Origin of the sequence: Labrenzia sp. THAF187b (assembly GCF_009363375.1) — a bacterium.
Lineage (GTDB): Bacteria > Pseudomonadota > Alphaproteobacteria > Rhizobiales > Stappiaceae > Roseibium > Roseibium algicola.
In genome coordinates, this window is sequence record NZ_CP045344.1 from 1,379,410 (window position 1) to 1,400,030 (window position 20,621).

The window sequence follows — 20,621 nt, forward strand, 5'->3', positions numbered from 1 at the left end:
GATGATCGCCTGAACCTGACTTCGGGCTGCCTTATTGTGCTGCCTTGCCGGCTTCGGCCGACTGCAGGCGCATCAGGCCCAGATGGAGTACACCACCCAGGACCGCGCCGATGACCCAGCCGTAGCCGGAGAGTTCCGACAGGGCCGGAACCCACACCGTTGCCACCGAAAACAGTGCGGCGATGGCAAAGGCAAAGATCGCCTTCATGTTCCAGCCGTTGTTGTAGTGGTAGCGGGCGTCCGGATCGGAGGAAAACAGCGCCTCGACATCGATGTTCTGCTTGCGAACCAGGTAGTAGTCCGCGACCAGAATGCCGTAGAGCGGTGCCAGGAACGCGCCGAGCGTATCGACGAAAGCGGCAATGCCGATGTTCGAGATGACCGACACCCACAGCGCGCCGATGAAGAAGGCAATGACAGCTGTGATGATGCCGCCGGTCTTGGCCGAGATCTTCTCCGGGTTGAGGTTGGCAATGTCATAGGCCGGCGGAATGAAGTTTGCCACCAGGTTGATGCCGACCGTTGCCGCAAAGAAAGTGACGGCAGCGATCAGCGTCAGCAGGACGTTGTCGACACGGTCGACGATATCAGCCGGGTTCACCAGCTTTTCTCCGAACAGCACCACGGTGCCGGCCGTCACGAACAGGGCGATGAAGGAGAAGAAGGCCATGGAAACCGGCAGGCCCCAGAAGTTGCCGCGCTTCATGGCGCGTTCATCCGACACGAAGCGGGAAAAGTCGCCGAAGTTGATCACAACGGCGGCGAAATAGGCGATCATCGTGCCGACCACCGCGACGAAGGCAGCAACAGGCCCACGCGGGTCGGTCGCTTCGCTGCCTTCGAAGATGGTGCCGAGAGCCGAGAAGATGCCGTTGCCGGCTTTCCACCAGATCACCAGGCACAGCGCGATCATGACGATGTAGACGAACGGACCTGCCCAGTTCAGGAACTTGCCGACCCAGTCGATGCCTTTCATGAACAGGGCAACCTGGAAGACGCAGACGATGAGATAGGAAATCCAGCCGACCGTTGTCATGCCGAGGAATTCCGCGCCGCCCTCAGTGCCGAGTAGCGTGTTGAACAGCAACGCAACCGCCGTGGAGGCGAAGTAGGTTTGCACGCCATACCAGAAGATGGCGACGATACCGCGTACGAGCGCCGGGAAACGGGCGCCGTAAACGCCCATCGAGGCGCGGGCGATTACCGGATAGGGCACGCCGTGCTTTACCGACGGGCGGCCGGTGAGATTGACCAGCACCATGACGAAGAAACCGGCCAGCACGATAGCCGCGAAAACCATCCAGCCGTTGAGGCCGTAGGTGATGAACAACGATGCAGCCAGCGTGTAGCCGAACAGGCTCTGGATATCGTTGTTCCAGACGTTGAAGATTTCGAAGGCGCCCCACTTGCGCTCCGAAGCTGGGATCGGCGCCAGGTCCTCGTTGTAGAGGCCTCCGTCTCGCGGACCCGATTTGCCAGATAAATTCGCCATAGTCTCCTCCTTGTGGCCGCATCCCCAGCGACCTCGGTGTTTTTCCGGACATTCGCAGGTCTTCTTGCGTTCTCCCGGACGCAGGAAGCTCTTGGCTGTGCATTGCAAAAAGTTTGTGCTTGCATCTAACATTTTACAAAGCATGTTAGGTAACAGACTATACGGAATTTCAAGCAGGTCCTTTCGGCTTTGCTTGGAAATGCCAGTGGCGACAACCTGCGATCATCCGGACCGGATCGACGGAGCTGCAATGAAGGACGCAAACAGAGGTGAATTGCTGAACGACAAGGCTTTTCAGGCGCTTGTCGAAGCCTTGCGCAGCGGTTCGCTGCGTAATGGCCAGTTCCTGTCGATGTCCCAGCTTGTCGATCAGCTGGACTATCCGATCGCGCCCGTGCGCGAAGCCGTCAAATACGCCAGCTCTCAGGGGTTCCTGACGACGGTGCCCAAACGCGGCCTTCAGGTGATGGAAGCTAGCCCGGACAACATTCGCGAATGTCTGGACGTGCGTCTGGTGCTGGACCAGGAAGGTGCGCGCCGGCGGATATCACAGGGAAATCTGGAGGGCCTCGACGCCTTGCGCCGGCGTCACGAGATCATGCGCGACGAGGTGCGGACGGGGCCTGCGGCCAGCCTGCCGCCCAAGGCGATCGAGGTGGACCTGTCCCTGCACACATACCTTGGCGAGGGACTTGGAAATTCGCTGCTGTCGGCTGCCTATGCCGCAAACCGTATCCGGATCGCCGTCATCCAGCATGCGCGGCCGTTTCTCGCGGATCGGATCGCCTCGGCCATGGACGAGCATCTGGCGGTTATCGAGGCGCTGGAAACCCGGAACGAGGCCGCTGCGGTGCAAGCCTTGAAATATCATTGCGAGCAAACACTGCGCTGGTGGGGTGTTCCCTGAACGTTAGCATCCTGCAAGACCTGTACTGCCGTCCCTGAGCCTGGCTCAGGCTTTCAGGCGCTCGGCCAGCCAGGCAAGACCCGTATCGGGAATGCCCATTTCCTGGAGGTGGGCGGCGGTGTTGATGACATAGTCCGGATTGGCGCCGGACTTGCCGACAGCGCCTCTTACGATTTCCAGCTGCTCTTCCAGAGGCAAGGAACCCGCATACTGGGCATGGCCGTGATCGACCATGTAGACCAGCGCTTCCACCTTCTCGCCGCTGTCGAGCTCGACGTGATGATGGTGCTCCTTGTAGACCATCGTCGTCTGTTCCCGGGCGCGCAGATATTCCAGCACTTGCGGCCAGATATCCCCGGAGACCTGATAGGCGATGCCCCGGCATGCGCCGCCGTTGTCGAGGCCGAACACGAGACCCGGTCTCTGCTGCGTACCCCGATGTACCCAGGAATAGACGCAAAGCGAGCGATGTGCACCGCGCAGCAGCGCCGGTTCGGCGCGCTGGTGATCAAATCCTGGGTTCCACATCAAAGAACCGTAGCCAAAGACCCAAAAATCGCTCATATCGACCTGTCTTGTGTTACCGCAGCTGCGGAGATAGCAAGCTGCACCGGTCGTTTCAATGGCACTCCGGCAGCGCCTGTCTTGCAGGTGGCCCTTGTCGGTAGTGTGACCGGTCCGGAAATCGCCGAACCAGAAGAGAGTGTCACCCAGTGTCCGATATCAAGACCAAGCCGCCGAAACCCACCAGACGCGGATATATTCTGCTGGCCGGAGCCATCGTTCTGGTGATCGCGGGCTGGTCGGCCGCCTGGTTTTATGGGCAGTCCGTCCTTCGGGAACAACTCGACCGGCAAATTGTCCGCATGGCGGACCAGGGCCTGGATGTGAGCTGCGCGGATCTTGCCATTGCCGGCTATCCGTTCCGCTATGAAGTCTCCTGCGCGGATATGCGCTCGGCCGATCGCTGGGGAACAGCCGCATCGCTCGGCGGGTTGAATGCCGTCGCCTTGATCTATAATCCGTGGCACGTGATCTTCGAGGCAAAGTCGCCTGCGGCCATGTCGGTGCCGGTGAACGGCCTCGAAGGTGGCCTGACCTGGCAGACGGCCCGCGCCAGCGTGAAGTTCAGCGACAATGCACTCGGATCGTTTGATGCGGTGATCGACAAACCGGAAGCAGCGTTCGACACCGCCCTCGCCCGGGGCCTGTTTGCGGCTGAAAAGTCCGAAGTGCATCTGCGCAAGCAGCCCGATAGTGCGGCGACGCTGGAAAGTTTCGTCACGGTTCAGGACCTCAGCCTCAAATCTCTGCCTGAACTTCAGCAGACGATTTCCCTGCGCAGCCATGCCCGTATCGAAGGTGGCACAGCCCTGCTTGCAGGAGCAGACCTCGTTTCGCTTGTGCGGGCGCAGGGCGGAGAATTGCCGGTCGAACTGGTGCTTACCGAAATACTGGTCGGGGCTGGCAAGGCCACGGCGAGTGGCAATCTGGTGCTTTCGGGTGACGGCACCTTGAGCGGTTCACTGGAGCTGAACCTCGGCAATCCGGACGCGCTTCTGGACAGCGTGAAGCCCTTGTTCCCGCCTGAAGACCAGACTTTTTCACTGCTGCAGAATGTGGTGAAGAGCCTGGAGCCCGCCGCCAGGGAAGTCGACGGTGTGCGCACCATCACGCTGCCGGTCTCGGTCGACCGCGGCGTGGTTCGCATCGGTTTTCTGCCGCTTGGCCAGATCCCGCCGTTGTTTCCAGCGGGATCCTGATCATTTGATGGCCTCAGTCCGCACCCTGAACAGCGGCATGCGGACTGAAACCTGCCTGAAACCCAAGCCCGGTCAGTCGCCGGCTACACGGTCGATCGGGATCAGGTAGCTCTTGCGATGATCGGGTTCTGCGATCTTTTCGTAGAGCGCAACCGCCGGGGTGTTCTTGCCCGGTACGAGCCAGCGCAAATGCAGCCATCCGCGGCTCTGGCCTTCGCTGACCAGGGTTTCGATCATCTTGCGGCCGGTGCCCTTGTTGCGGTGGTCGGGATGGACATAGATGTCATCCATCTGGCCGATCCTGAGACCCGTGATGAGTTCCGGCAGGTCGAAGAAAACTGCGAAACCGACCAGCTTGTCGCCTTCGAAAGCTCCCAGAACCTCTGCCGTCTTGTCCGACAGAATGCGTTCGGCGTAATAGGCGTCGGGACGACGCGGTGCACCGCGCCGCAGCGCCTGTGCATTTTCGGCAATAAGCGGCGCAAGCTTATGAGCATCATCCAGCCGAAGGGCCCTGATTTGCGTTGTCGTCATGATTTCCCCGGAAAGCAAATCGATTAAGAGTGTGACTTTGGCCCACCATGTCCCGAAACGGGTTCGCTGATCAAGGACTTCGATCAATTAATGGCTGCGGCATTGCTGACGGTCGGCTACGCACGCCCTGTCCGGGGTCTGCGGCCTTTCGCTTGCGGCGATTTCGTGCCATGAGCGATGCACGGAAAAGACGGGAACAGGAAATGGCGGACAAGCAAAAGTTGAGGGCGACGCTGATCGGACTTACAGCTGTGCTGATGTGGGCGACCCTCGGCCTGTTTGGTGCCGGTTCCGGAAGTGTGCCTCCGTTCCTGTTGAACACGCTCTGTTTCGGCTTCTCCGGCATCATGGCGCTGATCTGGCTGATCGCGACCGGCAAGACCCGGTTGCTCAGGCAACCGCTTGGCGTTTGGGCATTCGGCACGTTCGGCCTGTTCGGCTTTCATTTTTTCTATTTCACCGCCATCCGCAACGCGCCGCCTGTGGAAGCAAATCTGATCAACTACACATGGCCGCTCCTGATCGTGCTGTTTTCCGCCCTGTTACCTGGTGAACGGCTTCGTCTGCATCATGTCATTGGAACGGTTCTGGGCCTGGCCGGTGCAGTGCTTCTGATCACCGGCGGGGAAGGTGTCGGTTTTTCCTCCGGCTCGATGCTCGGCTATGGGGCAGCGGTGGCCTCGTGTCTGTTCTGGTCCAGCTATTCCGTGCTGTCGCGCAGACTGGGTGCGGTGCCGACCGAAGCCGTTGCAGGGTTCTGTCTGATGACCGCAATCCTTTCGGGTGTCTGCCATCTGGCGCTGGAGGAAACGATCCTGCCTGCATCGTCGCTGGAATGGGCATCGGTGCTGGCTCTTGCCGCTTTCCCGGTGGGACTTGCGTTTTTCACCTGGGACATCGGTGTCAAGCATGGCGATATTCAGGTTCTGGGCGCAGCGGCCTATTCGGCGCCGCTCCTGTCCACCCTGTTGCTGATTGCCTTCGGCTTCGGGGCGCTGACACCTGCCGTTGGCATCGCCTGTGTGGCGATTACGCTGGGGGCGGTGATTGCCGCAAAGGACATGATCTTCAAACGCCGGCAGAAAGTGCCGGTGAGCATGCAGGCAGACGAACTTCCGTGATCGGCGGCAACGTCTGCGTTTGGCGGTACCCCGGTGCACGAACGCGGCCGTTCCCCCTTCGGCGAATTCCCCTGGCCGCCGCGATCCACTAGGTTAACCGGAAATCCGTTTTCCCGACTTGCAGGATCGACCCATGACAACACAGCCAAGACCCCGCCGTTCCGCTCTCTATATGCCCGGCTCCAACGCCCGGGCGCTGGAAAAGGCGGCAACGCTGGATGTGGACTGCCTGCTGCTGGACCTTGAAGACGCGGTTGCTCCCGATGCCAAGGACATGGCGCGCACCCAGATTGTCGAGGCCGTTTCGGCCCGTCCCTATGGCAATCGCGAGGTGGTGATCCGCATCAACGGGCTGGAGACGCCCTGGGGCGAAGACGATCTGGCGGCAGCGGTGAAGGCCAATCCGGATGCCATTCTGGTGCCCAAGGTCAACAGCCCGGCCGACCTGCAGATGGTTGCGCACAAGCTATCGCTTCTGGGGGCGTCTGCGGACCTGAAACTCTGGGCCATGATGGAAACGCCGCTCGCCATGCTGAATGCAGCCGCCATCGGTGCCTGCGGTCTGGACCCGGCTGTGCGGCTGTCCTGTTTCGTGATGGGCACCAATGACCTGGCCAAGGAAACAAGGGCACGTCTCACGCCCGGCCGCATCGCCATGACGCCCTGGCTGATGACCTGCGTTGCGGCAGCGCGCGCCGGCGGCATCGATATTCTGGACGGTGTCTACAATGCGTTTCAGGACGAGGAAGGTTTCGCCGCCGAATGTGCCCAGGGTGTCGACATGGGCATGGACGGCAAGACGCTGATCCACCCGAAACAGATCGCCCCCTGCCACGCAGCCTTCAGTCCGTCGGAAGAGGAAGTTGCCTGGGCACGCAAGATCAATTCTCTGTTCGATGAGCCTGAAAATGCGGGCAAGGGCGCAATCCAGGTGGACGGCAAGATGGTTGAAAGGCTACATGCGGACATGGGCAAGCGGGTGATCGCCATCGCCGACGCCATCGCTGCCCGGACCTGACACACAAGAGAGCTCTCATGAAACTCTACCGCTTCATCACCGGCATCGACGACAGCGAATTCTGCCACCGGGTTACCCAGGCTCTCAACAAGGGCTGGCAGCTGTCCGGTTCTCCTTCGCTCACCTACGACGCAACGCGTGGCGCGACCATTTGCGGCCAGGCAGTGACAAAGGAAGTCGAAGGCGTTGAATACTCCCGGGACATCAAGCTCGGCGACTACTGATCGCAGTTGGTTCCCTGAATCAGGTTGCTCTGCGCGATCGCTGAAAATTCAACGGCCCCGGAAGTTCCGGGGCCGTTTCGCTTTGTCGGGTCATGAAGTTCGGGTCGCTACTGCATCCCCTTCGACAGAAAGTCCTCGACGATGTTCGACATGTTGAACGACGCCCCGCCCTGGACCGGGGGATAGTCGGCAAGGCTCTGCAGATGCTGACCCATGAGCACGCCCATCGGCTGGATAAGCCACGATATCTTCTGCATCAGATGTCCGTAGCCATCGGTTGAATCGTAGCTTTCAAACGGATCCGCTCGGATGTTGAACACCAAAGGTGCTGTCCGCGGAACCAGGTTGGCGTAATAATCTTCCTTGGTCGAGAAGTGGAATTTCCACGGTCCCATCCTGATCGCCGTCAGCACGCTTTCGTAATAGTGGAAGATGTGGTTGCGATTGGAATTGGCCTGTTCGCCCTTCCAGTAAGCCAGGTTGTTGACGCCGTCGATGAACTGCTGCTTCTCGGCCATCACTTCAGCCTTGACGTCTTCAATGCCGGCTGCGGCTGCCAGGGTGGTGAACATGTCCTGGTGTGCCTGAATTCCGGTAAGTGTCTTGCCGGCTTCCAGTATGTTCGGCCAGCGAACCATGGAAATGACACGGACGCCGCCTTCATAGGTGGTCATCTTTTCGCCCCGGAAAGGAGTGGTGGCGCCGTGGGGCCAGGAAGAATGCTCCGGCCCGTTGTCGGTCGAATACCAGACAATGGTGTTTTCGCTCAGGCCCTGTTGGTCGAGCCAGTCAAGCACCAGGCCGATATCATGGTCGTGCTGCAGCATGCCCGAGCCGTGGTAGTCGGCTTCGGTCGTATAGGTTTCTGCGGCGTAGCGCCACTCGTCGTTCAGCCGCGTGTAGAGATGCATGCGGCTGGTGTTCAGCCAGACAAAGAACGGTTCGCCCGCTTCCTGGGCGTTTTTCATGAAGTCCTTGGCCAGAGGGATGACTTCGCCCTCGTCGAAGTTCTTCATTCGCTCCTGGGTGAGTGGACCGGTGTCCTCGACCGTCTGCTTGCCTATGACACCAAACCTGGGCTGTTCGGTATCGTCGAAGGTTTCCGATGCAAAGCTGTGTATGACGCCCCGTGTTCCGAACTGCTTCTCGTATTCCTCAAGGCTGCCGGAAAAGGCTTCGCCGAAACGCTGGTAGTCGCGCTGTTCGGCTTCTTCCTGCGTATTGAGATGATAGAGATTGCCGAAGAATTCGTCGAAGCCATGGACGGTGGGCAGGTGCTCGTTCCGGTCACCCAGATGGTTCTTGCCGAAATGTCCCGTGCGGTAGCCGATCTGTTTCAGTTCTTCCGCAAGCGTTGGCGACTCTGCTTTCAGACCGAGCGACGACCCGGGTTGACCCACGGTGGTCATGCCGGACCGGATCGGGTACTGACCGGTCAGGAACGCCGCACGGCCTGCGGTGCAGCTCGGCTGGGCGTAGTGATCGGTGAAGCGGAGGCCTTCATTCGCCAGGCGGTCGATGTTGGGCGTGGTGTAACCCATGGTGCCCATGCCATAAGCGGAAACATTCTGCCAACCGACATCGTCGCCCCATATGACCAGTATGTTTGGTGGTTTTGACTCTTGCGCCATGGACGTTGTGCACGTCATGAGAAGTGCGATGGGCAAGCCTGCAAGCAGATGTCGAAAAGACATGATCCCCGTCTCCCTTGAACACATTCGGTGAGTTCCTCTGGCAGAGTAGGCGCAGCACGGCAGTTCGCCAAGCTGTGATAGTACTTACGCTTAATGCACGGAGTGGTCGTATTCGGGATTTGTCCGGGATTTTTTAGTGTTCTGGTGTCGCCAAACAGATTCAGGCCTCAGCGGACACCATGGCCCTGTCCGCAAGGCCGTCCTGAAGCAGGTCTTCAACGAACCAGGCCGCGAACTGGTGACGGCCCGAAACACCGGCCTTTGCGTAGATTCTGGTCAATTGAGCGCGCACGGTTCCCTGTGCCGCGCCCCGCAGCTGGGCGATCTCCGAAAGATCCAGCCCTTTCAAGGCCAGGAGGCCGACATCTCTTTCAGCAGGTGTCAGGCCCCATTCGGCAAACTGGCCGTCAATGATCCGGGCAAGATCGCCGCGGGCGGCTCCAAGGCCGCGCTCCTGATTGCGCAGTCTTTCCAGGGTGAGCCGCAGCTGCCAGCCGGCCAGGAAAATGCCGACGATCAACACGAAGGCGACAAAGAATTCGAAAATGGAATGCGGGCTGCTGACGTCGGTCACAAGATCGGTAAAGGCATCGCCGACAAAGAAGATCGCGGCCACGGATTGCAACAGCATGAAGGCGGCAAGGGCGGTTGTCTCACGCCGTCCCTGCCGCAGGTTGATCCCTGAAAATGTCATTTGTCCTTGATCCGGCCAACCAGCATGGGCCGAACCAGATTACGCTTCATCACACGACTTTCAACTGCGACACCTGCGACATGGATCAGGGCCATCACCAGCATCAGGTTGGCGGCGATCTCGTGAACTTCCTCCGCGGCTTCACCCAGGGACGATTTCTCTTCGCCTTCGTCGTCGTCTTTCTTGACGAGCACCGACCAGTCTCCGGCGGCAACCGCCGCCTTTTCCTCGGCAATCGTGATGGGGCTCTTGGCACCGGTCATGTAAAGGCCGGTTCCGGTTACCGCCACAAGGCAGGCCCAAAGCGCATAGACCATGATCGCTCCGGCGGGATTATGGGAGCGATAGTGGCGCGGTTTGCCCCTGACGAGGTCGATGAGGTGAGACACCGCAGCCCGCGGGTCGGGCAGAAAGGAGGAGAACCTGGCTTCGGCAGGCCCGAGAAATCCCCAGACGAAGCGAAGCGCCAGCAACCCCAGAACGCCCCAGCCTATCCAGATGTGGATGGTGCCGCCGCCCTTGTTGATGAGGCCGTTGGCGATGACTGCGGCTGCGATCAACCAGTGGCTGATCCGCACCAGCGGATCCCACAATTCGGGGGGGCTTTGCGCCCCCTCGTTCGATTGCGGGGTGTTTGAGGCACCCATGATCAGTCTTCGTTCTTGACGTTGGTGACCATGCCGGATTTCGGGTCGATGTAGACTTCCCAAAGCTTGTTTTCCGCATCGGTGCATTTCGCTTCGATCTTGCCGTCCTCGGCCTCGAATTCCTTGACGGTGCAACCGGCCTTGGCCAGCGCCGCGGTGGCTTCCTCGGGATTTGTGCCGACCATGTCACCAACGGCGGGCATGGCCTGCGCGGCGACCGGAGCAAGGCAGAGGCAGAGTACGGCGAGAGATTTCTTCAGCATGATTGTGTCCTTCATCAGGTTTCTGCGACCGTTGCGGTCTTCGTCCTGATTGGCCGCAAACTCGGCTTCGGTCGATTGACGGACTGCTGACGCCGGGCATCATAAGCAGGTGCTTACGCGCGGATTTCGATCCTTCGACAGCCGTCCCTAAGGTCAAACCAGGCAAATGGTCTTGCCAGGGTTGAAACGGCTGAAATGAATTGCGAAGTCATGGGAATAAAATTGCTCCGGCAAAATTCCAAGCCGGTATTTTCAATTTGCTTCAAGGAAACAGGCCGTTGCGCATCTTTTCCCTTCTGGCCCACCCCAGGGACAACAGCTTCTGCCATGCGCTGTCGAAACAGGCGCGTGACGCTCTGGAGGCCGAGGGACACCAGATAGATCACCACGATCTTTATGCCGAAGAGTTCGATCCCTGTCTGACAGCAGAGGAAGCCTATTCGATCGGCGATACCCTGGAAGAAGTGCTGTCCCGTTCAGAGGACGCCGTCGTTGCGCGGCACAGGGAAGGTATTTCGAACGCTGATGGTCTGCTGGTCGTCCATCCGAACTGGTGGGGCAAACCGCCGGCGATCCTTGCAGGCTGGATGGACCGCGTGCTGGTGCCGGGCGTTGCCTATCGGCTGCAGACTGCCGACGGTCTGCCGGAAGGGTTGCTGTCGATCCGCAAGGCCGTCGTCTTCAACACATCCGACACCGAGGCGGAGCGAGAGCGGCTTGATCTTGGAGACCCGCTGGAGCTGATCTGGGGCCGGTGCGTGCTGCCGTATTGTGGCGCTCTGGATTATGAGCGCCACGTCTTCAGGCCTGTTGTCGGCAGCTCCTATCCCCAGCGGCAAGACTGGCTGGAAGAAACCGCCCATATTTGTCGAAGCGCCTTTGATGGTTGACTAAGCTGTCACGAGATCCTTCAGGACGTCGGCCGCGAGCTGGAAGGATTTCACGCGGGCACCGTGATCGTGGATCATGCCGGTGATCATCAGTTCGTCGGGCTGGTAGCGGGTGATGATTGCCGACAGTTGGTCGCGGATCGTCGCCGGAGATCCTGTTGCCGAGCAGGACAGGGCGTGTTCGACCTGCGCCAGAACGGCGGGCGGAATTTCGGCGGTGATATTTTTCACCGGCAGGGGTAGTTTGCCCGGGCTGCCCATGCGCAACCGGGCGAAGGCGAGCAACTGGGAAGAGCGCAGGTAATCTGCCTCTTCGTCGGAGTCGGCAGCAAAGACGCCAGCTGCCACCATCACATGCGGTCTGGCGAGCTGCGGTGACGGCTGGAAGGTTGCCCGGTAGATCTCCAGCGCTTCTTCCAGCATGTCCGGTGCGAAATGGGAGGCAAAGGCATAGGGCAGCCCGAAGGCCGCCGCGAGTTGCGCGCCGTAAAGGCTCGAGCCAAGGATCCAGATCGGAACCTGCGTGCCTTCGCCCGGGATCGCGCGCACCCTGCTGGTTTCAGAAGCGGGTCTGAAATAGCCCATCAGCTCCTGGACATCCTGCGGAAAACTGTCCTCACCGGCCATGTGACGACGCAGGGCCCTGGCCGTCGCCATGTCCGTGCCCGGGGCGCGGCCCAGGCCCAGGTCGATCCGGCCCGGGTAAAGCGTTGCCAGCGTGCCGAATTGCTCAGCGATGATCAGCGGCGAGTGGTTGGGCAGCATGATACCGCCCGCGCCGACGCGCATGGTGGAGGTTGCTGCCGCCACCTGGCCGATGACAAGCGATGTTGCGGCGCTGGCGATGCCCGGCATGTTGTGATGCTCGGCCAGCCAGTAGCGATGGTAGCCTGCCTGTTCCGCGGACCGCGCCAGATCGACCGTGTTTGCCAGAGCCGCGGCCGCTGTCTGGCCTTCCGGCACAGGGGACAGATCGAGAAGGGAAAAATGCTGCATGGATATCTCCGTTGGAGCTCCATGTAGGATCTGAAAACCCACCCGCCAAGGTCAAGTTTTGTCGGCAGCCTGCTTTGGTGCAGCCTTCCCAAGCGCTTAAACGGGTATGGCTCCCGGGGTCAGCGGGATCTATTCGGCGAATGTCGCTTCGAACACACGCTCGTAGATACGCTTCACCGCTTCGGTCTCTTCAGACCCCTGCCGGGCAAGGTTGCCGAGACCTGGCGCGGCGTTGACCTCCAGGACAACGGCATCTGCGTTGGCTGCAGTCGGCAAGATCAGGTCAACGGCGGCATAACGCAGAGACAGGGCCTGTGCGGCCTCACGGGCAAGGGTGGCAAGGTCCGGGGCGAGCGAGCCGGTGACAATTCTGGCCGTGCCGCCTGCGGACAGATTGACCACGGGCAGAAGCGTGACCGTCTGGCCTGACGCGGGAATCGTTTCCAGCATCAGCCCTTGTTGCTGCAGTTCGAGGACGAGGCGGGGGTCGGCAGCGTCGAAGCGCGGATCGGCGCCGATGATCTCGGCAATGCTGCGATGACCGTCGCCCATGATCTGAGGCGGATGGCGTTCGATGGCGCACAGCACATCGTCGTCCAGAACGATAATTCTCAGTTCCTGTCCGCGGATTTCCGGTTGCACCAGCAGCTGGTCGTTGCTCTTGGCGAGGGTGTGCAGGGCCGTTTGAAGGGTGTGACTTGTGTCGATCCGCACTACGTCCCGCCCTTCCCGACCACAGTTCGGTTTGACGTAAAGCGGGAACCCCTGGTTCCCGACAAAATCCAGAAGGTCTTGCGGCGCAGTTCGGCCCATGCGGATGTCGTGTGCGAACACCAGATGTCCGTCCGGCACTGTCAGGCCTGCGGCCTTCAGAAAGGCCGCGGCATAGGCCTTGTCGGTAGCGATTTCCGCTGCACCGAGCGTGTTGAGGTCGAACCTTGTGCCCTTGAAGAACCAGCGCTTGCCGGACGGGCTTTCGACCATACCGGCATGGCCATGGCCGTCGCCCGCCGTCAGGCGGTAGCCTTTGCGGGCGCAATAGACTTCAAGCAGGTCAAAGACGAGTGCGCGCCGGCCGGCCGTTTCCGTCATGCTGGGGCCAGCCGGGCTGTCAGTTGTTTTTCTGGCGGGCGTTGGCCAGATAATCGATCTTGAAAAGTTCCGGATTGGTCGGGCCATTGGACACAACGTTATAGACCGCAACGGAGGTGTCGTAGCCCTGCTGGTCGGTAACGGTCCACTGCTTCAATGCGTAGTCCTTGGCATCGAAGATCAGCGTCAGCGTACCGGAGTTGAACTTGGTCTTGTCCAGGATCGTGACGGTGATCAGGTCTTCTTCCACCAGAACGTTGGTGACGTTGGTGTCCTTCTGCAGGTCGATGTCGTCTGACAGCAGGAAGCGCAGCGGCGTCTGGCCAAGAGGCCAGATGTCCTGGGTGTTCAGCTTGCGGTCGCGCACGGACACCGACTTGCCGTCGGCCACAATGTCGAGCACGGAAGGCTTGTTGTAGTAGAAGCGCACCTTGCCCGGGCGGGCCATGTAGAACTTGCCGTCGGACTGGTTTCCGTCAGGACCGAACTGGATGAAGTCGCCATGCATGGTCTTCACCGAGTTGAAATAGGAGTTGAGATCCCTGAGGGCATTTTGTTCCTGCTCGGTCAGCGCCGCGGCGGGCAGCAGTGCCGACAGGGACAGAGCCGCAGCAATGCCAGCTGCCAGCATAGGTTTGATCAGGCGGGAAGCGAAGCGTTTCAGCATGATGCAATGTCCTAAATCGTTCTCTGTGTGACACGTTTCCCCCTAGCTAGGGAGCGTGTGTGGCAAAGCTTTGGCAGTTTACCATCAAAAATCTTCTTCCACGCCGTTCTGCACGAGAATTTCGCGTTTTCCGGCATGGTTGGCGGCGCTGATCAGGCCTTCGTTTTCCATCCGCTCAATCAGCGAAGCAGCACGGTTGTAGCCGATCGAAAGGCGCCGCTGCACATAGGAGGTCGACGCCTTCTTGTCGCGCAGCACGATGGCAACCGCCTTGTCGTACAGATCGTTGCCCTCGTCGCCGCCGGCAAGTCCGCCGCCACCGTCGTAGGGGCTTTCGGCCTCGTCATCTTCCTCGGTCACGGCTTCCAGATATTGCGGCGTTCCCTGAACCTTAAGGTGCTTGACGATATCCTCGACCTCGTCGTCGGAAACGAACGGCCCGTGCACACGCTGGATGCGCCCGCCGCCGGCCATGTAGAGCATGTCGCCCATGCCCAGAAGCTGTTCGGCGCCCATTTCACCCAGAATGGTGCGGCTGTCGATCTTCGACGTCACCTGGAAGGAGATACGGGTCGGGAAGTTGGCCTTGATGGTGCCGGTAATGACATCCACCGACGGCCGCTGCGTGGCCATGATCAGGTGAATGCCGGCGGCACGGGCCATCTGTGCCAGCCGTTGGATAGCACCTTCGATGTCCTTGCCGGCCACCATCATCAGGTCGGCCATCTCGTCGACGATGACGACGATATACGGCATCGCCTCGAGCGGCAGCTGCTCTTCTTCGTAGATCGGCTGGCCGGTGTCGCGGTCGAAGCCGGTCTGAACGGTGCGGGTGAAAGACTCGTTCTTTTCCAGCGCCTGCTTGATGCGGGTGTTGTAGCCGTCGATGTTGCGGACACCCATCTTGGACATCTTCTTGTAGCGGTCTTCCATCTCGCGGACGGTCCACTTCAAGGCGACGACGGCTTTCTTCGGATCGGTCACGACCGGTGTCAGCAGATGTGGAATGCCGTCGTAGATCGACAGTTCCAGCATCTTGGGGTCGATCATGATCATCTTGCACTGCTCGGGCGTCAGTCGGTAGAGCAGCGACAGGATCATGGTGTTGATCGAGACCGACTTGCCCGAGCCGGTGGTACCGGCCACAAGCAGGTGAGGCATGCGGGCCAGATCCGCGACAACGCTTTCGCCATTGATGGTCTTGCCCAGGGCAAGTGCCAGCTTGGCCTTGGACTTTTCGAAGTCCTGGGCGGCCAGCAGTTCACGCAGGTAAACCGTCTCACGGCGGGCATTCGGCAGTTCGATACCGATGGCGTTCTTGCCCGGGATCACCGCCACACGGGCGGAAATCGCGCTCATGGAGCGGGCGATATCGTCCGCAAGACCGATGACACGCGAGGACTTGATACCAGGTGCCGGTTCCAGTTCGTACAGGGTCACGACCGGACCGGGACGAACCTCGATGATTTCGCCGCGAACGCCGAAATCCTCAAGCACGCCTTCCAGGATGCGGGCGTTCTGTTCCAGCGCATCGGCGGACAGACCCGGCACCTTGCCGGCCACCTTCGGCTCGGCCAGCAGCCGCAGCGGAGGCAATTCGTACTCTTCCGGGGCTCCGAGGAAGGATGGCTGGGCTTCCTCGATCGCACGTTTGCTCTGCTTCGGACGCGGTGCCTGCGGAATGACGCGGCCGTTCGTTGCCGGTTGCGCAGGCGCCTGCTGAGTCTCCGGCGCGGCAATGCCGACCGGGACCGCAGGACGACCGTTGACGGGGCCCTTGTCGATCATCAGATCGTCCGGCTCGAAGGTGTCGCCTTCCTCGTCGTAGTATTCTTCCGCATAAGGTTCGTCACCGTCGTCCGCGTGACGGCCACGCTGGTAGAAGTCGTCCAGGCCGTCGTCATCTTGCGGCATCAGTCGACCGGCAAGGGCCTTGCGGAATGCCTTCAGGCGGCTGCCCTGGCGGGTGTCTTCCGGTTCGTAGTCGGTGTCGTCCTCATCCTCGTCCCAGTATTCTTCTTCATCCTGGGCATGGCTGCGCTTCAGGCCGGTCAACCGGCGCACCTGTGCGGCAGCCTGAAGACCGAAATGCTCCATCTGGCCGACGAAGGCACTCATGAAGATACCGATGCGGGACTCGCCATCGTCGTCGTCAAAGTCGAGTTCATGCTCGGCGACCTTGCCATGGCCGACAGGGCCGGCCACGGGCTCAATCCGTTCGGACGGAGCGCCGACGCTGCCCAGCCAACCGGCAGCTGCCAGCAGGCATAGGATAGCCGGTACGCCAAGACCAAGCATGCCGACGATCGTGGCGGCGCCGCTTGTCATGTTGTCGGTAACGAGCGCGGGCAAATGGTGAACGGTGTCGCCGAAAAAGCCGCCGAGACCGGTCGGCAGCGGCCAGCTCTCGGGAACCGGCAGCGACGCCAGGGCACCTGCGGCAAGGCTCGTGCCGATCAGCCAGTAGACCAGGCGCTTGCGGCCGATGCCAAGCGCGTGGCCGGTCAGAAGCCGCCAGCCCCACAGAACCAGAGGAATCAGGAACACGGCCGTCGCCAGGCCGATGGTCTGCATCAGAATGTCTGCAAGCACAGCGCCCGGTGTTCCCAGGGCGTTGCGCACCTGGCCGCCGGTGGCATGATTGAAGCTCGGGTCGCTGACGGACCAGGTGGCCAGGCTTGCCGCGAGCATTGCCGCCAGCGCAATGATACCGAGGCCCGCGGCCCCGACAAGATTGCGCCGGATGAACCGCTTCAGCGGGCTCTCGGTGTCCAGTAGGTCAACCGAAGATCTGCGGCCGTTGCCGCGAACTGCGCTGGCCCGCCTCATGCCTTGTCCCCCAACCATTTTGCCAGACGCTCCAGAGCGATCTCTGTCTGCTCAAGAGGAGCCGTCAGGCTGATGCGAATATAGCTCCGCCCCGGATTGCTGCCGTCCGACTGGTCCGAGGCAAGGTAGCTGCCCGGCAGCACCTTGAGCCCGATTTCAGTCCAGAGTGCCTTCGTGACCGCAACGGCGTCGCCCCAGCGGCTGATATCCAGCCACAGGAAGAACCCTGCGTCAGGCGTAACCGGACCAAGGATCGGGCCGAGGTGTTTTTCGGCAGCTTCGAATTTTTCGTTGTAGAGCCTGCGGTTTTCAATGACGTGGGATTCGTCCTGATAGGCCCGGACGGCAACTGCCTGTGCCGGCAGCGGCACCTGCGGTGCGGCAAGGCCTCTGAACTTCGCCCATTTTTTCAGGAACTCTGGATCGCCTGCCGCAAAACCGCAGCGCAGGCCCGCCAGGTTGGAGCGTTTGGACAGCGAATTGAGGACGATGATGTTGGCAAAGCCGCCGCCCTGCTCTTCATTCAGATCCCTGGCCGCTTCCAGAATGCCGATTGGCGGCGTCTCGCGATAGATTTCCGAATAGCATTCGTCTGCAAAGATATAGAAGCGATGCTTGCGGGCGAGACCGATCAGGCGCTGCCAGTAGGCGGTATCGGCCACAAACCCTTCCGGATTTGTGGGCGAGGCGACATAAAAGGCGACGGTCCTTTCCAGCAGCTCCGCATCGAGACTGTCGAGATCCGGCAGAAAATTGTTTCCCGCAACCGCGTCGAGCAGCACGGCCTCCGCATCGGCGACATGCGCTGCGGCAGCATAGGTCTGGTAGAACGGGTTGGGCAGAATCACCACAGGGTGGTCCAGACCCTTGTTCAGCTGATCGCGGGCGGCAATGGCGCCGAAAGAAAGCCCTTCGCGGGAGCCGTTCAGAGGCAGCACACCATGGTCGGCGTCGATCAGCCCACCCAGATTGTATCGGCGATCCAGCCAGGATGCGATCGCCGAACGGAATTCAGGCGAGCCGTCGATCGGCGGATAACGGCGGAAACCGGCCATATTTTCGGCCAGAACTTCCGCGGTAAAATCAGGAATGGCGTGTTGCGGTTCGCCAATCGTCATGACAATCGGGTCGAGCCCCGGCGCCTCGCCGCTCAGCAGTTCGGCAAGGCGTTGAAACGGATTGGAGCTCGGCAGGGACACACCGCGCTGGTAGGCTTTTTTGCTGGCAAGCATGAATGATCCGGCACTCGTTACGCATAACTTTGCTCAGACCCTATAGCCGGTGTGGTAAATCCCTTATTAACCAAGCGGGGCAGGGCACAGGAAATGCTGCAAATGGTTGCGGATTTTCCCGCACTGCCTGCCCGGGCGTCCGACCCGTCCATAGGGACAATTTCACCCCACCGACCTAGGTTGGCGGGAATTGCCCGGAAGTCCTTGATCGTCAACGAAGACTCTGTAGAAATTGAAGGCATCGGCGCGGTCTGCAGAAATGAAATATGCCTGACCTTTTTCAAAGTGCGCCTACCTGGACAGGTTCTACGATGTCGAAAACAACAAAAAATCCGATAAGCGTCGTTTGCTTCGGCGATTCTCTCACCTGGGGATTCAATCCGGTCGACAAATCCAGGTACGGCCACGACATCCGCTGGACCCGGCTTCTGCAGAAAGAACTGGGTGACGGGTTTTACGTGGCCGAAGAAGGCGTCAACGGCCGAACAACCGTGTTCGAGGATCCGGTCAAGGGCGACAAGAACGGTCTTGCGCATCTGACGACCGTTCGCAAGACGCATATGCCGATCGACATTCTGATCATCATGCTCGGTACCAACGACCTTCAGGCCCGTTTCGGCATGAACGCTGAAACAATTGCGATTGCCATGGGGCGCCTCCTGGATTTTGCCCGCAGGCCAACCGACGATGTCGAAGGCCGGGCGCCAAAGGTGCTGCTGATGTCACCGCCGCCGCTGGCACCGCTGGCAGGCACACCCTTCGTGGCACAGTTCAGCGAACAGAGCGTCACGGAATCCCATCGCCTGGCCGCCTGCTACCGGGAGAAAGCTGCTGAATATGGTGCAGCTTTCTTCGATACAGGAAAGGTGATTTCCGCCAGCCCGATTGACGCCGTCCATTTCGATGCGGAGCCACAGGCCGATCTCGCCAGGGCAGTGGCAGCGGAAGTGCGCAAGCTGGCAAACTGAATTGGCAGACTGGATTGCCTGCCGCCGTTAGAGGTGTCTCCGACAGGCGGAGCGGCTGACTATTCCCTCAGAAATCCGAGGTCAGTCCCTTGATCTCCCAATCGTCGTAGCGGGTGGGCTCCAGGCCGCCGCGTCCGTTGATCTCTTCGGCCATGTTCTGCTGTCTTGCGTCGATTTCCTTGCGCCGTTCTTCGGCTTCCTTGAGGGCGCGCTGGGCTGCAGGTGGCAGGTCCTCGAATTTCCGCTTCGGCGCTTCCTCGACATTGGTCTTCAGGGAGGGAGCCTCGTTCTGGCTGTAGCGGTTCGTCGGGTTGTCCGGTGTTTCTGTCATGGCTCTTCGGGTCGTTCAGTTTGCAGTCTTGTCTGGCGTATATAGGGTAATCTTGCCAAGAATGGCAGCACTCCCCATCTGTTGGACGGATACAAAGGCCATTAAGCGCCTTCTTGCAAGCAGTCGAAAACAGGACAGAAACGGAAACAAGCGGCGATGAACTACATTCGCACGGCAATGCTTCTGGCGGGGATGACCGCCTTGTTCATGGGGATCGGTTTCATGATCGGCGGTCAGTCGGGCATGCTGATCGCACTGCTCATTGCGGCTGCCATGAACCTGTTCAGTTACTGGAACGCGGACAAGATGGTCCTGCGCATGCATCATGCCAGGGAGGTGGGAGAGCGCGAAGCGCCGGACTTCTACCGGATGATACGGCAGCTGGCACAGAATGCCGAGCTGCCCATGCCCAAGGTCTACATCATCGACAATCCGCAGCCGAATGCCTTTGCGACCGGCCGTAACCCGCAAAACGCTGCCGTTACAGCAACCACGGGCCTGCTCGACATGCTGACGCCCGAGGAGATTGCCGGTGTGATGGCCCATGAGCTGGCCCATGTGAAGAACCACGACACGCTGATCATGACAATCACGGCGACAATCGCCGGTGCGATTTCCATGCTGGCCAACTTTGCCTTCTTCTTCGGCGGCAACCGCAACAATCCGCTGGGCATCGTCGGGGTTATCCTGATGATGGTCGTGGCGCCGCTGGCGGCAATGGTCGTGCAGATGGCGATCTCCCGGACGCGCGAATATGCGGCCGACCGGATGGGCGCACAGATCTGCGGCGAACCCATGTGGCTGGCTTCAGCACTTGCGAAGATCTCGCGCGGGGTGGAGCACATCCATAACCCGGACGCGGAAGCGAACCCGGCAACCGCGCATATGTTCATCATGAACCCGCTGTCAGGCGAGCGGATGGACAATCTGTTCTCCACCCACCCGAACACCCAGAACCGGATCGACGAACTGCGCAAGCTGTCGGATGCAGGTCTGGGCACCGGTGGCAGGGGCGGCAGAAGCGGTCCCATGTCGTTTACCCGCCAGGCTCCACAGCAGGCCGGCCCGTGGAGCGGCGCCGGTCCGACGGGGCCGTCCTCCGCGCCGCGCCGTCCAAAAGGGCCGTGGGGATAGGCCACAGTCCCCCGGAACGTCAGCTTCTTTGACAAAAACAACTTTGCCGGATGACCACCCGGCTTTAGTATGACCAGATGCGCCGCGACCGGCAGACCGGTCTGCGGCGCTTGATTTTGATACCG

The 20,621-nt window shown here is 60.4% G+C and carries 21 protein-coding genes; 8 read left to right on the forward strand and 13 right to left on the reverse strand.

The window, feature by feature from the left end; translation table 11 throughout:
• Positions 1-31: 31 nt before the first annotated feature.
• A complete protein-coding gene (locus FIV03_RS06395; RefSeq protein ID WP_152509038.1) occupies positions 32-1,492 on the reverse strand; it encodes an NCS1 family nucleobase:cation symporter-1 in 1,461 nt (486 codons plus the stop codon).
• 199 nt (positions 1,493-1,691) lie between these two features.
• On the opposite strand from FIV03_RS06395, the gene FIV03_RS06400 reads away from it, so the two are divergent.
• Entirely contained in the window at positions 1,692-2,399 is a 708-nt protein-coding gene (locus FIV03_RS06400; protein ID WP_286202269.1) for a GntR family transcriptional regulator, read from the forward strand.
• Between the two features lie 45 nt (positions 2,400-2,444).
• Here the strand turns inward: FIV03_RS06400 and FIV03_RS06405 are convergent, their stop codons facing one another.
• Entirely contained in the window at positions 2,445-2,963 is a 519-nt protein-coding gene (locus FIV03_RS06405; RefSeq protein ID WP_023002540.1) for a gamma-glutamylcyclotransferase, read from the reverse strand.
• A 149-nt stretch (positions 2,964-3,112) separates the two neighbouring features.
• Here FIV03_RS06405 and FIV03_RS06410 point away from each other — a divergent pair, with 149 nt between their 5' ends.
• On the forward strand, positions 3,113-4,162 hold the full coding sequence (locus tag FIV03_RS06410) for a DUF2125 domain-containing protein (RefSeq protein ID WP_152509039.1): 1,050 nt from the start codon (positions 3,113-3,115) through the stop codon (positions 4,160-4,162).
• Positions 4,163-4,234: 72 nt separating this feature from the next.
• Here the strand turns inward: FIV03_RS06410 and FIV03_RS06415 are convergent, their stop codons facing one another.
• Entirely contained in the window at positions 4,235-4,696 is a 462-nt protein-coding gene (locus FIV03_RS06415; protein ID WP_077293271.1) for a GNAT family N-acetyltransferase, read from the reverse strand.
• Between the two features lie 203 nt (positions 4,697-4,899).
• Here FIV03_RS06415 and FIV03_RS06420 point away from each other — a divergent pair, with 203 nt between their 5' ends.
• The 3 genes from FIV03_RS06420 (at position 4,900) to FIV03_RS06430 (ending at position 7,059) form a co-directional block, all read left to right on the forward strand.
• On the forward strand, positions 4,900-5,817 hold the full coding sequence (locus FIV03_RS06420) for an EamA family transporter (RefSeq protein ID WP_152509040.1): 918 nt from the start codon (positions 4,900-4,902) through the stop codon (positions 5,815-5,817).
• A 133-nt stretch (positions 5,818-5,950) separates the two neighbouring features.
• On the forward strand, positions 5,951-6,835 hold the full coding sequence (locus tag FIV03_RS06425) for a CoA ester lyase (protein ID WP_152509041.1): 885 nt from the start codon (positions 5,951-5,953) through the stop codon (positions 6,833-6,835).
• Positions 6,836-6,852: 17 nt separating this feature from the next.
• Positions 6,853-7,059 carry a DUF1737 domain-containing protein gene (locus FIV03_RS06430; protein ID WP_023002545.1) on the forward strand — a complete coding sequence of 69 codons (207 nt, stop codon included), beginning with the start codon at positions 6,853-6,855 and terminating at the stop codon, positions 7,057-7,059.
• Between the two features lie 107 nt (positions 7,060-7,166).
• Here FIV03_RS06430 and FIV03_RS06435 read toward each other — a convergent pair whose 3' ends face one another.
• From FIV03_RS06435 to FIV03_RS06450, 4 genes are all read right to left on the reverse strand, one after another.
• Positions 7,167-8,753: an arylsulfatase gene (locus tag FIV03_RS06435; protein WP_173013785.1), complete on the reverse strand. Its 1,587-nt coding sequence runs from the start codon at positions 8,751-8,753 to the stop codon at positions 7,167-7,169.
• Between the two features lie 160 nt (positions 8,754-8,913).
• A complete protein-coding gene (locus tag FIV03_RS06440; RefSeq protein ID WP_152509042.1) occupies positions 8,914-9,447 on the reverse strand; it encodes a helix-turn-helix transcriptional regulator in 534 nt (177 codons plus the stop codon).
• A complete protein-coding gene (locus FIV03_RS06445; protein ID WP_152509043.1) occupies positions 9,444-10,094 on the reverse strand; it encodes a cytochrome b/b6 domain-containing protein in 651 nt (216 codons plus the stop codon). The genes FIV03_RS06440 and FIV03_RS06445 overlap by 4 nt, the downstream gene beginning before the upstream one ends.
• 2 nt (positions 10,095-10,096) lie before the next feature.
• Entirely contained in the window at positions 10,097-10,357 is a 261-nt protein-coding gene (locus FIV03_RS06450; RefSeq protein ID WP_209009877.1) for a PepSY domain-containing protein, read from the reverse strand.
• A 278-nt stretch (positions 10,358-10,635) separates the two neighbouring features.
• On the opposite strand from FIV03_RS06450, the gene FIV03_RS06455 reads away from it, so the two are divergent.
• Positions 10,636-11,247, forward strand: coding sequence for an NAD(P)H-dependent oxidoreductase (locus FIV03_RS06455; RefSeq protein WP_229005242.1), 612 nt, complete (start codon positions 10,636-10,638; stop codon positions 11,245-11,247).
• On the opposite strand, the gene FIV03_RS06460 is transcribed toward FIV03_RS06455, so the two are convergent.
• The 5 genes from FIV03_RS06460 to FIV03_RS06480 form a co-directional block, all read right to left on the reverse strand.
• Positions 11,248-12,243, reverse strand: a complete 996-nt coding sequence (locus FIV03_RS06460; protein ID WP_152509046.1) for an LLM class flavin-dependent oxidoreductase — start codon at positions 12,241-12,243, stop codon at positions 11,248-11,250.
• A 129-nt stretch (positions 12,244-12,372) separates the two neighbouring features.
• Positions 12,373-13,335 carry an ATP-dependent carboxylate-amine ligase gene (locus FIV03_RS06465; RefSeq protein WP_173013786.1) on the reverse strand — a complete coding sequence of 321 codons (963 nt, stop codon included), beginning with the start codon at positions 13,333-13,335 and terminating at the stop codon, positions 12,373-12,375.
• Positions 13,336-13,354: 19 nt separating this feature from the next.
• Positions 13,355-14,002 (reverse strand): outer membrane lipoprotein carrier protein LolA, encoded by a 648-nt coding sequence (locus tag FIV03_RS06470; protein WP_152509048.1) that lies wholly within the window; start codon positions 14,000-14,002, stop codon positions 13,355-13,357.
• 84 nt (positions 14,003-14,086) lie between these two features.
• Entirely contained in the window at positions 14,087-16,831 is a 2,745-nt protein-coding gene (locus FIV03_RS06475; RefSeq protein WP_152509049.1) for a DNA translocase FtsK, read from the reverse strand.
• Positions 16,828-18,063 (reverse strand): aminotransferase class I/II-fold pyridoxal phosphate-dependent enzyme, encoded by a 1,236-nt coding sequence (locus tag FIV03_RS06480; protein ID WP_152509050.1) that lies wholly within the window; start codon positions 18,061-18,063, stop codon positions 16,828-16,830. Before FIV03_RS06480 ends, FIV03_RS06475 begins: the two co-directional genes overlap by 4 nt.
• Before the next feature lie 311 nt (positions 18,064-18,374).
• Between FIV03_RS06480 and FIV03_RS06485 the strand changes: the two genes are divergently transcribed.
• Positions 18,375-19,031, forward strand: coding sequence for an SGNH/GDSL hydrolase family protein (locus FIV03_RS06485; protein ID WP_152509051.1), 657 nt, complete (start codon positions 18,375-18,377; stop codon positions 19,029-19,031).
• A gap of 67 nt (positions 19,032-19,098) precedes the next feature.
• Here the strand turns inward: FIV03_RS06485 and FIV03_RS06490 are convergent, their stop codons facing one another.
• Positions 19,099-19,362, reverse strand: coding sequence for a DUF1674 domain-containing protein (locus FIV03_RS06490; protein WP_209009878.1), 264 nt, complete (start codon positions 19,360-19,362; stop codon positions 19,099-19,101).
• 156 nt (positions 19,363-19,518) lie between these two features.
• On the opposite strand from FIV03_RS06490, the gene htpX reads away from it, so the two are divergent.
• The gene (htpX, locus tag FIV03_RS06495; RefSeq protein WP_152509052.1) at positions 19,519-20,496 is read left to right on the forward strand and encodes a zinc metalloprotease HtpX; all 978 of its coding nucleotides are present in this window, start codon (positions 19,519-19,521) and stop codon (positions 20,494-20,496) included.
• The last annotated feature ends 125 nt before the right edge of the window (positions 20,497-20,621 follow it).